Origin of the sequence: Citreimonas sp., assembly GCF_042096055.1 — a bacterium.
In the GTDB taxonomy this organism is placed as follows: Bacteria; Pseudomonadota; Alphaproteobacteria; order Rhodobacterales; family Rhodobacteraceae; genus Citreimonas.
Window position 1 is genome coordinate 1 of the sequence record NZ_JBELMH010000048.1, and the last position, 12429, is coordinate 12429.

The window sequence follows — 12429 nt, forward strand, 5'->3', positions numbered from 1 at the left end:
CTTCCCGCAGCACTTCCTGGGCCGTCAGGGCATGCCGCGCCGCTACATCGACTATCCCGACGCGTTCGCCATGTGGAACGCCTGGTCGAGCTGGGGCGCCTTCCTGTCCTTCGCGTCGTTCCTGTTCTTCTTCGGGGTCATGTTCTACACGTTGTTCCGCGGCAAGAAGGTGACCGAAAACAACCCGTGGAACGAATACGCGGACACGCTGGAATGGACCCTGCCCTCGCCCCCGCCCGAGCACACGTTCGAGCAGCTTCCCAAGCGCGAGGACTGGGACAAGTCGCCCGCGCACTGACGCCGGGCCAGAGACTCACGACAGAAGGCCCCGTTCCGGCGGGGCCTTTTTCCTTTCAGGCCGGTGTTCCGGCACCAGGAAGATCCGCCACACCGATGCCCTACGCCTGGACCGCCCCCACCCCCGAATCCTCCGAGCTGCAGCTCTGGCCGCACAACTCGCTGCCGCCTGCCGGCTTCCCGAGCGTGGTGCTGGGCTTCTTCCTGATGGCGTCAATCCCGCTCTACTGGCTGATCGGCACAGTGGTCCTGTGGGGATTGCTGCCCTTCGTGCTGGCGGCTGTCGCCGGACTGAACTGGGCGCTCCAACGCAATTTCCGCGATCGACGAATCCTCGAAATACTGACGCTGTCACCGGACCGGGTGCGCCTGATCCGGCACAACCCGCGTGGCGCCGCGCAGGACTGGGAAAGCAACACCTATTGGGTGCAGGTCACCTGCCACGAAGAGGGCGGTCCGGTACCTTATTATGTGACGCTGAAAGGCCATGGCCGCGAGGTCGAGATCGGCGCCTTCCTGTCCGAGGACGAGCGCAAGGCGCTGTTCGCCGAATTGCAGGACCGGCTTCGGTCCTGCGCGGGAGCCTGAGATGGCGCAGGCGCCGGCCACACCCAAGATGCGCCGGCTGGCCATTCGCGCCGCGCGCGCAGTCGGGGGCTATGGCCTGGCCAGCCGCGTCGGCTTGCAGGCCTCCGAGACCGCGGCGCTGGCGCTGCGGCGCGCGCGATCGGGACGGCCGGTTCCACGCGCCGAACGCGTCGTCTTCCTGATCCCGCTCGTGGGGCCGGCGCAGGTCGGAGACTGGGATGCGGTAACCGACCGGCTGAATGCGACCCTGCGCGGTCTGCTCGCCCAGAGCGACGCGCGGTGGCAGGCGGTGATCTGCTGCCAGCAGCGCCCGCCGCTGCCCGACGACGACCGCATCACGCACCTGTCCTTCGACGACCCGACGCCGGGCAACGACAAGTGGCGCAAGCTTGGCGCGCTCTGCGATGCGCTGGCCGCTCAGGATGGCGGCCCGGCCTATGTCATGAGCTTCGACGCCGATGACCTGCCGCACCGCGACCTGGTCGCCCGGATGTTCTCGCAGGGCGCGCCCGGCGGCTACCTGGTCGAACGCGGCTACGTCATGGACCACGCCACGGGCGAAGTGGCCCTCGCCGCCGCCCCCGATACTCGAGAGCCGCTGCGCAAGCCGTTCTGGAAATTATGCGGCTCGTGCGCGGCACTGCATCACGACCCCGCCCTGCCGGAAAGTGCGGCGTTCCTGCGCGCGATGACGATGCACGAACACCGGATGTTTCCCTACCTCGCGGGGCTGGCGGGCCTGCGCCTGCAGTCCTTCGCCGATCCGATGGTTCTCTACGTACTGAACCACGGCGAGAATTTCGGCGCCCGGCGGGGGCGCGTCGGGTTCAAGACGCGCTTCGTGCGCCGGTTCTCGATTGGCCAGCGCAAGGATCTTTCCGAATTGCCACGGGATTTCCCGCTCGACGACGTCTAGGCCGCCGCGCGGGCCGTCAGGCCGACAGCCTGTCCTTCACGCGCGGCCCGGCCGCGGCGAAATCCATCCGACCGGTGTAGCGCTGCTTCAGCAGCCCCATCACGCGGCCCATGTCGCGGATCGAGGTGGCGCCGATCTCGTCCATCGCCGCGGCGATGGCCGCCTCGACCTCGTCGTCGTCCAGCGGGCGCGGCAGGAATTCCTCGATCACCTCGATCTCGTCGCGCTCCTGCTGGGCAAGGTCTAGCCGCCCGGCCTCTTCGTAGCTGGCGGCACTTTCGCGCCGCTGCTTGACCATCTTGCCGAGGATGCCCAGCAGTTCGGTCTCGTCGACGCCGTCCTCGCGCCCCTCTCCGCGGGCCGCGATGTCGCGGTCCTTGAAAGCGGCGCTGATCAGGCGCAGTGTCGACAGGCGTTCGGACGCCCTGTCCCGCATGGCCTGCTTGACCGCCGCGTTGATGCGCGCACGCAATTCCATCACCAATCCTCATCTGGCTTCGCCGCGCGAGATTATCCAAAGCCAAAGGTCGGTGCAATGCGGCCCGGGATGCCGCCAGTCACGTCTTTTCAATGACTTACGAGAAGTCGAGCGATCTTGACCCGCGCGACGCCACCCATTAGGTAACAGACGTTTCCCCCGGACCGGAGTTGCCCATGCCCGCCGCCCCAACCCATCCGACGGCCTGCCTTGCCCTGGCCGACGGCACGGTCTTCCACGGTCACGGCTTCGGCGCGACCGGCCAGACCACGGCCGAGCTATGCTTCAACACCTCGATGTCCGGCTACCAGGAGATCATGACCGACCCGTCCTATGCGGGCCAGATCGTGACCTTCACCTTCCCCCACATCGGCAATACCGGTGTCACCCCCGAGGATGACGAGACCGCCGATCCGGTGGCCGAGGGCATGGTCGTCAAGTGGATGCCGACGCAGGCCTCGAACTGGCGCACCGCGCAGGAGCTGTCGGACTGGCTCGCCTCGCGCGGGCGGATCGCGATCGGCGGCATCGACACCCGCCGCCTGACCCGCGCGATCCGGCAGCAGGGCGCACCGCACGTGGCGCTGGCGCATTCTCCGGACGGCAAGTTCGACATCGCGGCGCTGGTCGAGGCCGCGCGCGGCTTCGCCGGTCTCGAAGGCCGCGACCTTGCCAAGGGCGTGACCTGCGCGCAATCCTACCGCTGGGACGAGATGCGCTGGGCTTGGCCCGGCGGCTACACGCGCCAGACCGACGCGCGCCACAAGGTGGTCGCCGTCGATTACGGCGCCAAGCGCAACATCCTGCGCTGTCTCGCCAGCGCCGGCTGCGACGTGACCGTGCTGCCCGCGACGGCCAGCTACGACGAGGTCATGGCCCATCAGCCCGACGGCGTGTTCCTGTCCAACGGCCCGGGCGACCCGGCCGCGACCGGGGAATACGCGGTGCCGATGATCCAGGGCCTGCTGGACAAGACCGAGATCCCGCTGTTCGGCATCTGCTTGGGTCATCAGATCCTGGCGCTGGCATTGGGTGCGCGGACGATCAAGATGAACCACGGCCACCACGGCGCGAACCACCCGGTCAAGGACGTCGAGACCGGCAAGGTGCAGATCACCTCGATGAACCACGGCTTCGCGGTCGACAGCCAGACTCTGCCAGGCCACGTGCTCGAGACGCACGTGTCGCTGTTCGACGGCTCGAACTGCGGCATTCGCGTGAACGATCGGCCCATCTTCTCGGTGCAGCATCACCCCGAGGCAAGCCCGGGTCCGCAGGACAGCTTCCACCTGTTCGAGCGCTTTGCACAATCCATGCGGGACCGCGCGGCCTGAAGGGACGTGCGACCGCAGGCTTAACCGTCTTTTAACCAAGAAGGGCACAGGCTCGCGCCGGTATGGTTGACCGGTCAGGGGCATGAGCCAGCAAGACGCGATCCAGATTGCGCCGTCGATCCCCGCAGCGACGGCGCGCCGCGGCATGCCGCTTGGCCGGATCCTTCTGGAGGATGGCGCGCTGTCCTCGGAGGCGCTGCTGGGCGCCATGGCCGAGGCCGGGCGCCTGTCGCGGCCCTTGGCGCACGTCATCCTGGCCGAGGGGCTGGTTCCGCCCGAGGTGCTGCTGCGCGCGCAGGCCGAGCATTACGGCGCGATGGTCCTGCGCCGCCCCCGGATGGTCCCCAACCCCGAGGCGATGGCGCTGGTCCCGCCCGATATCTGCCTGACGCATGGCATCCTGCCGTGGATCAGGCTGGGCGACACCGTCGTAGTGGCCACCGCACGGCCCGAGGATTTCGAGGCCGCGCGCGCCGCCATGCCGGAGATGCCGAGGCCGGTGGTCATGGCGCTTACGCTCGAGCAGGACATCCACGACACGATCGCCGAGCATCACGGTGCGGCACTGGCCCGCGCAGCCGAAACGATGCGCGCCGCCGAGGACAGCTGCCGCGACCTCGACCGTGCCTCGCCCGCCGCGATTGCCGTGGCGGCGCTTTTCGCCATCGGCTGCGCCGTTCTGCTGTGGCACGCGCCACACGCGTTCTTCGCCGCGGCGCTGTCGCTGGCGCTGGCCTCTCTGGTGGTCTCGCAAGGGCTCAAGATCGCCGCGCTGGTCGCCATGCCGCGGCGGCCCCGTCGCGCCCGAGGCGAAGCGCCGTCCGACGTGCCGCCGACCGTCACGCTGATGGTGCCGCTGTTCCGGGAAGAGGCGATCGTCGAGGCGCTGCTCGACCGCTTGTCTCGGCTGCGGTACCCGAAATCCGCGCTCGAGATCCTGCTGGTGCTCGAGGCCGGCGACGAGCGCACCAAGGCGGCCCTCGCCCGGGCCACGCTGCCGCCCTGGGTGCGCAGCGTCTGCGTGCCGCCCGGCCGCGTCACCACCAAGCCGCGCGCACTGAACTACGCCCTGAACTACGCCCGCGGCACGATCATCGGCATCCTCGACGCCGAGGATTCGCCCGCCCCCGACCAGATCGACCTCGTCGTCGCGCGGTTCTCGCGCGCGCCGGCGAACGTGGCATGCCTGCAGGGAATCCTCGATTTCTACAACCCCCGCGCCAACTGGCTGTCACGGTGTTTCGCGGTGGAGTACGTGTCGTGGTTCCGCGTGCTGCTGCCCGGCCTCGCGCGGCTGGGCTTCGTCGTGCCGCTGGGCGGCACCACCGTCTACATCCGGCGCGAGGCGCTGGCGGCCACCGGCGGCTGGGACGCCCACAACGTGACCGAGGACGCCGACCTGGGCATCCTTCTGGCGCGCCGCGGCTACGTGACCGAGATGATCCCGACCGTCACGCGCGAGGAAGCCAACAACCGCTTCTGGCCGTGGATCAAGCAACGCTCGCGCTGGCTCAAAGGCTATGCGATCACGTGGTGGGTCCACAATCGCCGCCCCGTGGTGCTGATACGCGAGTTGGGCTTCTGGCGCTTCTGGGGCGTGCAGGCGGTGTTCCTGACGACCGTGCTGCAGTTCGTGCTGGCGCCGGTTCTGTGGTCGTTCTGGCTGATCCTGGTCGGGCTGCCGCATCCGCTGGACGGCCTGCTGAACCCCACCGCGCGCAACGCGCTGATCGCCACCTTCCTGACGGCCGAGGCGATTACAGTGCTCGTGGGCATCGTGGCCGTCACGCGCACCTCGCATCGCGGGCTGCTGCCCTGGGTGCCGACGCTGGTCGCCTATTTCCCGCTGGGCACCATCGCCATCTATCGCGGCCTGTGGGAGATCGTCACGCGCCCCTTCTACTGGGACAAGACCCAGCACGGCCATTCTGTCCCCGACGGGCCGGGCGCCGACACGCCGCCCGATGACGTAGCCCGCGAGGCTGAGCCCATTTAGGCCTGCGCGTCCAGCTTGAGCCGCGTGACGAAGGCGACCGAGATATGGTCGCGCAACGCGCGGTAGGCGGCGTCCTCGTCGCGCCGCCCGATCGCGTCGACGATCGCGGAATGCTCGGCGAGCGCGATCTCGCCCCGGCCCTGCGCCGCCAGCGACGTCGTCGCCATCAGCGCCATCGACCGGTGCACGAGGTCGAGCTGCTGCACCAGGAACCGGTTGTGCGACGCGAGGTGGATCATCTTGTGGAACCGCCGGTTCGCCCGCGCCAACGCGCCCGGGTCGTTCACCAGCGCGCGATCCTCCTCGACCATGTCCTGCAGGACCTGCACCTCTTCCTCGGTCGCGTGGCGCGCCGCGAGACGCGCCGCCAGCCCCTCGAGCTCGGTGCGCACTGCGTAAAGCTCGGACATCTGGTTGTGATCGAGCGAGGCCACGATCAGCGACCGGCCGTCGCGAGCCAGCAGCGACTGCGTCTCGAGCCGCTGCAGCGCCTCGCGGATCGGGGTGCGAGACACGCCGAAGCGGTCCGCCAGCTCGCTTTCCACAAGCCGGTCGCCGGGACGGTAGAGCCCTGAATCGATCGCCTCCAGGATCATGGCATAGGCGTCCTTCTGGGGTGGTCTCAATTCCGTCATGCGGCCCTCCTGCGGCGTTGCGCGTACGATAGCCGCCCGCGCACCGTGCAAGCAAGCATACCAGATGGACGACCGCGCCGCTGGGCCCTATGTGCAAAGGGCAAGCACCGTGCCGCCGGCGCGCCTCGAAGGAGACCGATCATGCAGAGTTTCGATCACGACATCGTCGTCTCGGGCGGCGGCATCGCAGGGCTCGCCGCCGCGGCCGCTTTCGGGCAGGCGGGCTTCTCGGTTCTCTGCGTGGACCCCGCGCCGCCGGTGACCGACCGCGCCGCCGAAGGCGCCGACATGCGCAGCACGGCCTTCCTGCAGCCGTCGCAGGCGCTGCTGGCCGAGATCGGCCTCTGGGACCGACTGGCGGCGCACGCGACGCCCCTGCAGACCATGCGCATCGTCGACGCAGGCGGTGAGGCGCCCGAGCCGCGCGTGACGCGAGATTTCGACGCCGCCGACATCTCGGACAAGCCGTTCGGGTGGAACCTGCCCAACTGGCTGCTCAGGCGCGAGTTCGCCGCGCATCTGGACGCCCTTCCCGACGTGGAGTTCCGTACCGGCACCGCCGCACAGCGGCTGTTCACCCGCGAGAGCGAGGCCCGCGTCGGCCTCGACGACGGCACTCGCATCCGCGCGCGGCTGGTGATCGCGGCGGACGGGCGCAACTCGGCGATGCGGCAGGCGGCCGGGATCGACGTGCGCACCACCCGCTTCGGCCAAAAGGCACTGGCCTTCGCGGTCACGCACGACGCGCCGCACGGTAACGTCTCGACCGAAATACACCGCACCGGCGGTCCTTTCACGTTGGTGCCGCTGCCGGACCATGACGGGCGTCCTTCGTCGGCCATCGTCTGGATGGAGACGGGCCCGCGCGCCGACGCGCTCGCCGCCATGGACGTCTCCGATTTCGAGGACGCCATGACCGAGCGCAGCGCCGGCCTGTTCGGCCCTTTGAGGCTGGTCACCCGCCGCGCGGTCTGGCCGATCATCGCGCAAGAGGCGACGCGCCTGTCGGCGCAGCGCCTGGCGCTGGTGGCCGAGGCCGCGCATGTGGTGCCGCCGATCGGCGCGCAGGGCCTGAACATGAGCCTGAAGGACATCGCCACCCTACGCGATCTGGCCGTGGCCGCGCCCGAGCGGCTGGGCGATTGCGCCATGCTGGATGCTTACCACGATGCTCGCATCGGCGATATTCGCACGCGGGTGGCGGGGATCACCGCGCTCAACCGGATCTCGATGCTGTCGCCGCAGCCGCTGCGCGATCTGCGCGCGCAGGGGCTGGACGCGCTCTATTCCGTCGCGCCGGTGCGGCGCACGCTGATGCAGCTGGGTCTGGGCGCCCGGGACTAGCCGCCAGCGACCCCGCACCTCTGCCACCACCGGCTCCAGCGGTCCGCGAAGGGCGCTGGCTTTTCCGCCAGCAGCAGGTCGCCCAGCGCAAAGGCGGCATGCGCGTTGCGCCGCATCATGCGGTCGGCCGGCGCGGTCAGCGCGGCGCGCGGTGCCGCTGGCATGGTCTCGTCGCCCAGCACGCGCTGGAACTCGGCCAAGTCGTGATGATCGCCCAACATCTCGCCCAGCTCCGACATCGCCTGCGCGTAGGGTTCGGTCATGGCCGGAAAGGCGCGCTTCAGCAGGCGAACGTGATAGCCGTGGTACTTCACCCGCTTGCGCCATTCGTGCATCGCCTTGGCCGAGCGCTTCTTGCGCGCGGCCTTCATCGCCTTGCGGGCCCGGCCGTGGGTCTTCTGCAAGCCGCCGGCGATCGCGTCGAAGCCCTTTTCGGACAGCGTCCATTCGGCGGCCCGCTCGCGGCAGGCCGACAGGTCCGCGATCGTCGCCTGCATCGCGTCGTCCAGTTCCGGCCCCTTCGCCGCGCGGGTGCGGCGCGCGCGCAGGCGGCTGCGCAGGTCCTTCACCATTTCCGCGTCGATGTCCGCATCGTCCTGCGCCAGCATGTCCAGCGTATCGAGCATCGCGGTCCGGTCGCGGAAGCGCGACAGGTGGCGCGCGGCGTCGCGCACGGCGCGGTTTTCGACCTTGTAAGCGTCGAAGGCCGGCCGGACGAGCCTCAGCAGCCCGCGCAGCTTCTTGCAGCGCTTGCGGATGTCGTGGATGCGCGCATGCAGATCGCCGTCCTCGTCCCGAGCCGAAGCGAGCGCGGCGTCGATCTGGTCCAGGGCGATGCGGCGGAACCCGTAGGTGACGGACTTGTCCGACCGTTTGAAACTGTAGCTCATGGCAGCCCAACCCCAGAACGGCCCCACGGGTTGCACGTCACAGCGGGCCGGGGCGCCGTTCCTCGGACAGCAGCACGTTCGCGTCGATCGCGCCGGCACCCGGCAGCGCCATGATCCGACGGCGCAGCACCCGCTCGAAGTCCGAGATGTCGCGCGCCACGACGCGCAAGCGGTAGTCGTAGCCGCCCAGCACGTGCTCGACGGTCTGCACCTCGGGGATCGCGGTCACCGCGCGCTCGAAATCCTCGAGGCTGACGCGCCCCTTGGCGGCCAGCTTCACGCCCAGGAACACCGTGACGCCGAACCCCAGCGCCTGCGCATCCACGTCCAGCCGCGCACCGCGGAAGGCGCCGGCCTCGCGCAGCCGTCGGATGCGCCGCCAGCAGGCGGGCTGCGACAGGCCCAGTGCGCGGCCGAGGCTGCCGGCGCTGGCGGTCGCATCCTGCGCCAGCGCCCGCACCAGCGCGCGGTCTATGTCGTCCAGCGCGATCACAGCGGCAGCGTCTCGTTGGCCTTGACGCGAGCGACGTGCATCAACGCCTCGATATCGGCGATGTGCGGCAGGGTCAGCAGCCGGTCGCGGTAGAGTTGCTGATAATGCGCCATGTCGCGCGCGATCACCGACAAGCGTGCATCGACCTGCCCCAGGAAGGTCTGGATCTCGAGCACCTCGGGCACCGCGCGCGCGGCTTCGATGAAGGCGTCGAAGGCACGCGGCTGGGTCTTGTCCAGCGTGACGCGCAGGGACACCTCGACCGCGTAGCCCAGCGCCTGCCAGTCGATCACCCCGCGAACGCCGCGCAGGATGCCGGCGGCGCGCAAACGCTCGATCCGCCGGCCATAGGTGGCGGGGGTTACGCCCGCACGCTCGGCGATCTCGGCGGCGCGCGCTTCGGGGGTCGATTGCAGCTGGCGCAATATGCGCCGATCGGTGTCGTCGAGCATGAATTTATCGGACTTAAGCGATCAAGCGAATGAACATCTCGCTAAATGCCGCAATCAGGCGAAGAACGCAAACACTCTCGCCTCTGTGCGGCTAGTCTGCGCCCACAACGAAAACCAGAGGGGAAGAGACATGCGCGTCTATTACGATCGCGATTGCGACATCAACCTGATCAAGGACATGAAGGTGGCGATCCTGGGCTATGGCAGCCAGGGCCACGCCCACGCGCTGAACCTGCGCGACAGCGGCGCCAAGAACGTCGTTGTGGCGCTGCGCGAAGGCTCGCCCTCGCGCGCCAAGGCCGAGGGCGAAGGCCTGCAGGTCATGGGCATCGCCGAGGCGGCCGCATGGTGCGACCTGATCATGTTCACCATGCCCGACGAGCTTCAGGCCAAGACCTACAAGGAACACGTGCACGACAACCTGCGTGACGGCGCGGCGATCGCCTTCGCGCACGGCCTCAACGTGCATTTCGGCCTGATCGAGCCGAAGCCCGGCGTCGACGTCATCATGATGGCCCCCAAGGGCCCCGGCCACACGGTGCGCGGCGAATACGTCAAGGGCGGCGGCGTGCCCTGCCTCGTGGCGGTCGACAACGACGCCTCGGGCCGCGCGCTGGAAATCGGCCTGTCCTATTGCTCGGCCATCGGCGGCGGGCGCTCGGGGATCATCGAGACGAACTTCCAGGAAGAGTGCGAAACCGACCTCTTCGGTGAGCAGGCGGTGCTGTGCGGCGGCCTGGTCGAGCTGATCCGCATGGGCTTCGAGACACTGGTCGAGGCGGGCTACGCGCCCGAGATGGCGTACTTCGAGTGCCTGCACGAGGTGAAGCTGATCGTCGACCTGATCTACGAGGGCGGCATCGCCAACATGAACTACTCGATCTCGAACACGGCCGAGTACGGCGAGTATGTCAGCGGCCCGCGCATCCTGCCCTACGACGAGACCAAGGCGCGGATGAAGGCGGTTCTGAACGACATCCAGACCGGCGCCTTCGTGCGGGACTTCATGCAGGAAAACGCCGTCGGCCAGCCGTTCTTCAAGGGCACGCGCCGCCGCAACGACGCCCACCAGATCGAGGCCGTCGGCGAGAAGCTGCGCGAGATGATGCCCTGGATCTCGGCCGGCAAGATGGTCGACAAGGCGCGCAACTAAGAAACTGGCGGGCGGCGGGACACCCTGCCGCCCGCCTCCCTAAAGGTCGTCCTTGAGCTGGAACACGCACCAGCCCAGCAGACCGAGCAGAAGGATGACGGGCAGGATGAAGAACACGTCCATCGGAACCTCCGGGTAGCGATCGAGACGCCCGCCATAATGACCGCCCTACCGGGCTTGAACAAGCGCGGCGGGCGGAATAGGCCCGGGGCCTCGGGCAGAACGGGCAGAAATCGTGCAGACACCGCCAACCATCACGGGCCGCGACTGGGCCATGGTCGCGATCCTCGGGCTGATCTGGGGCGCCACCTTCCTGCTGATCGAGATCGCGCTGACCGAGCTGCCGCCGCTGTGGATCGCGTCGGGGCGGATCAGCTTCGCGATGGTGCTGACGGTCGCGGTCTGGCGGCTGCGGGGCGGCGCCCTGTTCCTGACCGAGCGGACGGCCTGGCCGTCGCTGGCACTGATCGGCGCGCTGGCCTCGGCTTTACCGTTCACGCTGCTGGCCTGGGGGCAGCAATTCGTCACGGCGGGTTTCGCGGGCGTGTCGATGGCGGCGGTGGCGCTGATGGTGCTGCCGCTGGCGCATTTCCTGGTTCCGGGCGAGCGGATGCACTGGCGACGCGCGATCGGGTTCCTGATCGGCTTCGCGGGCGTGGTGCTGCTGATCGGCGGGCAGGCCTTCGTGTCCTCGGGCGCGGCGATGGAGCCGCTGGGCCGCGCGGCCTGCGTGGGAGCGGCGGCGTGCTACGCGGTCAGTTCGGTGACCATGCGGCGGCTGCCGCCGATCGATCCGATCGGGCTGGCGGCGGTGCCGCTGATGGTGGGCACGGCACTGGTGGTGCCCATGGCCTGGGCGGTCGAGGGACCGCCGCCGATGCCGTCGCACGGGATCCTAGCGATCGTGGCGCTGCTGGGGCTGGTACCCACGGCGGGGGCCAACTTGCTGCGGGTCCTGGTGATCCGCAGCGCGGGGCCGGTCTTCATGTCCCTGGTGAACTACCAGGTTCCGATGTGGTCGGTCGTGCTGGGCGTGCTGCTGCTGGGCGAGCCGTTCGAGCCGTCGCTGCTGGCGGCGATGGGGCTGATCCTGGCGGGGCTTCTGGTCAGCCAGTGGGGGGCGCTGCGGCGGCTGATGGCGAGGCGTCCCACGATGGGACATCCACCCGCCCACTAGAAATCAACGGGTTACAGAGACGGATTCATCTTCCGTTAGGAATTCCGGTCGAACCCGCCCCGGTTTTCGTGCCTCGAAATGCACCCGAAAAGCGGTCCATCGCACGCCCGGACTCGTGTCTCCGGCGCCGGTCGGGGGTCGGCATCCGGACGCGCGGCGCGGCGCACGGGACCGGGGACACGGGACGCGCAGGGCGAGGCGCGGAGCCCGCGCCCTACCCTTCCAGCCGAGTCAGGTCGGCGGCCTGCAGGCAGACCTTGCGGATCATGCCCAGCAGGTTCAGCCGGTTGCGCCGGACGATCTGGTTGTCGGTGTTGACCTGCACCGCCTCGAAGAAGGCGTCGATCGGCGCGCGCAGGCCGGCCATCGCCTGCATGGCGGTGGCGAAATCCTCGGCCTGCATGGCGGGCGCGATCTTGGCCTCGGCCGATTGCAGCGCCTCGAAGAGGGCGCGTTCCTCGTCGGCCTCGGCAAATTTCGGATCGGCGCCGAAGGAATATTCGACGCCGTCGTTCTCCTCGGCCTGGCTCAGGATGTTGTTGGCGCGCTTGAAGCCCTGCACGAGGTTCTCGCCGTCATCGGTCTTGCGGAAGGCGGCCAGCGCCTCGGCCCGCTTGACCAGCAGGGTGAGGTCGTCGTTGCCCGGCATGGCGAGGCAGGCGTCGATCACGTCGTG

General features: G+C 69.0%; 13 protein-coding genes and 1 pseudogene. 8 read left to right on the plus strand and 6 right to left on the minus strand.

The window, feature by feature from the left end; genetic code table 11:
- From ACFDTC_RS11575 to ACFDTC_RS11585, 3 genes and pseudogenes are all read left to right on the plus strand, one after another.
- Nucleotides 1–298: pseudogene (locus tag ACFDTC_RS11575) on the plus strand (cytochrome c oxidase subunit I); the annotation flags it as partial.
- Nucleotides 299–393: 95 nt separating this feature from the next.
- On the plus strand, nucleotides 394–885 hold the full coding sequence (locus ACFDTC_RS11580; RefSeq protein ID WP_375259033.1) for a DUF2244 domain-containing protein: 492 nt from the start codon (nucleotides 394–396) through the stop codon (nucleotides 883–885).
- Nucleotide 886: 1 nt separating this feature from the next.
- Nucleotides 887–1801: a hypothetical protein gene (locus ACFDTC_RS11585; RefSeq protein WP_375259034.1), complete on the plus strand. Its 915-nt coding sequence runs from the start codon at nucleotides 887–889 to the stop codon at nucleotides 1799–1801.
- A gap of 16 nt (nucleotides 1802–1817) precedes the next feature.
- Here ACFDTC_RS11585 and ACFDTC_RS11590 read toward each other — a convergent pair whose 3' ends face one another.
- Nucleotides 1818–2279 (minus strand): GatB/YqeY domain-containing protein, encoded by a 462-nt coding sequence (locus ACFDTC_RS11590; protein WP_375259035.1) that lies wholly within the window; start codon nucleotides 2277–2279, stop codon nucleotides 1818–1820.
- 176 nt (nucleotides 2280–2455) lie between these two features.
- On the opposite strand from ACFDTC_RS11590, the gene carA reads away from it, so the two are divergent.
- Together carA and ACFDTC_RS11600 are read left to right on the plus strand one after the other, a co-directional pair.
- Nucleotides 2456–3613, plus strand: a complete 1158-nt coding sequence (carA, locus tag ACFDTC_RS11595) for a glutamine-hydrolyzing carbamoyl-phosphate synthase small subunit (RefSeq protein ID WP_375259036.1) — start codon at nucleotides 2456–2458, stop codon at nucleotides 3611–3613.
- A gap of 82 nt (nucleotides 3614–3695) precedes the next feature.
- Nucleotides 3696–5609, plus strand: a complete 1914-nt coding sequence (locus ACFDTC_RS11600) for a glycosyltransferase family 2 protein (RefSeq protein WP_375259037.1) — start codon at nucleotides 3696–3698, stop codon at nucleotides 5607–5609.
- Here ACFDTC_RS11600 and ACFDTC_RS11605 read toward each other — a convergent pair.
- On the minus strand, nucleotides 5606–6244 hold the full coding sequence (locus ACFDTC_RS11605; protein WP_375259038.1) for a GntR family transcriptional regulator: 639 nt from the start codon (nucleotides 6242–6244) through the stop codon (nucleotides 5606–5608). The genes ACFDTC_RS11600 and ACFDTC_RS11605 overlap by 4 nt on opposite strands.
- Before the next feature lie 141 nt (nucleotides 6245–6385).
- On the opposite strand from ACFDTC_RS11605, the gene ACFDTC_RS11610 reads away from it, so the two are divergent.
- Nucleotides 6386–7588, plus strand: coding sequence for a UbiH/UbiF family hydroxylase (locus ACFDTC_RS11610; protein WP_375259039.1), 1203 nt, complete (start codon nucleotides 6386–6388; stop codon nucleotides 7586–7588).
- Here the strand turns inward: ACFDTC_RS11610 and ACFDTC_RS11615 are convergent.
- From ACFDTC_RS11615 to ACFDTC_RS11625, 3 genes are read right to left on the minus strand one after another with little or no spacing between them, the layout of a single operon-like run.
- Nucleotides 7585–8478, minus strand: a complete 894-nt coding sequence (locus tag ACFDTC_RS11615) for a CHAD domain-containing protein (RefSeq protein WP_375259040.1) — start codon at nucleotides 8476–8478, stop codon at nucleotides 7585–7587. The genes ACFDTC_RS11610 and ACFDTC_RS11615 overlap by 4 nt on opposite strands.
- Nucleotides 8479–8515: 37 nt before the next feature.
- Nucleotides 8516–8971, minus strand: a complete 456-nt coding sequence (locus ACFDTC_RS11620; RefSeq protein ID WP_375259041.1) for an Lrp/AsnC family transcriptional regulator — start codon at nucleotides 8969–8971, stop codon at nucleotides 8516–8518.
- Entirely contained in the window at nucleotides 8968–9423 is a 456-nt protein-coding gene (locus ACFDTC_RS11625; protein ID WP_375259042.1) for an Lrp/AsnC family transcriptional regulator, read from the minus strand. The genes ACFDTC_RS11620 and ACFDTC_RS11625 overlap by 4 nt, the downstream gene beginning before the upstream one ends.
- Here ACFDTC_RS11625 and ilvC point away from each other — a divergent pair.
- Together ilvC and ACFDTC_RS11635 are read left to right on the plus strand one after the other, a co-directional pair.
- Nucleotides 9422–10576: a ketol-acid reductoisomerase gene (gene ilvC, locus ACFDTC_RS11630; protein ID WP_375259043.1), complete on the plus strand. Its 1155-nt coding sequence runs from the start codon at nucleotides 9422–9424 to the stop codon at nucleotides 10574–10576. The two genes, ACFDTC_RS11625 and ilvC, sit on opposite strands and share 2 nt — an antisense overlap.
- A 274-nt stretch (nucleotides 10577–10850) precedes the next feature.
- The gene (locus ACFDTC_RS11635; protein WP_375259056.1) at nucleotides 10851–11753 is read left to right on the plus strand and encodes a DMT family transporter; all 903 of its coding nucleotides are present in this window, start codon (nucleotides 10851–10853) and stop codon (nucleotides 11751–11753) included.
- Between the two features lie 214 nt (nucleotides 11754–11967).
- Here the strand turns inward: ACFDTC_RS11635 and ACFDTC_RS11640 are convergent.
- On the minus strand, nucleotides 11968–12429 hold a 462-nt coding region (locus ACFDTC_RS11640), incomplete at its 5' end, for a DALR anticodon-binding domain-containing protein (RefSeq protein WP_375259044.1).